This is a genomic window from Bacillus cereus group sp. BfR-BA-01492 (assembly GCF_022662815.1).
Classification (GTDB): Bacteria; Bacillota; Bacilli; order Bacillales; family Bacillaceae_G; genus Bacillus_A; species Bacillus_A cereus_BD.
In genome coordinates, this window is record NZ_JAKUEH010000080.1 from 1 (window position 1) to 223 (window position 223).

Consider the following 223-nt stretch of genomic DNA (forward strand, 5'->3'; position numbering starts at 1 on the left):
TGCCGCGGGATGGGCGCTTTTAAACTTTGTCCCAATTGGAAAAGCTGTAAGTCTAGTTGGAAAAGGAATAAAATATGTAGTTTCTGGTTTCGGCAAGACGATTGTAAAGGTCGGAAAAGGGTTAGGCGAAGGAATAACAATGGTGGCTGGGAAAGCTGGAAAAGCAGCCGTCGATGGTATAAAAACAGCTACCCACAAAGTAAAAGAGGGTGTAAACTTTGTA

At 43.0% G+C, this 223-nt stretch carries 1 pseudogene; it reads left to right on the forward strand.

The window, feature by feature from the left end:
- Nucleotides 1-223, forward strand: a pseudogene (locus MR063_RS21710) (WXG100 family type VII secretion target); the annotation flags it as partial.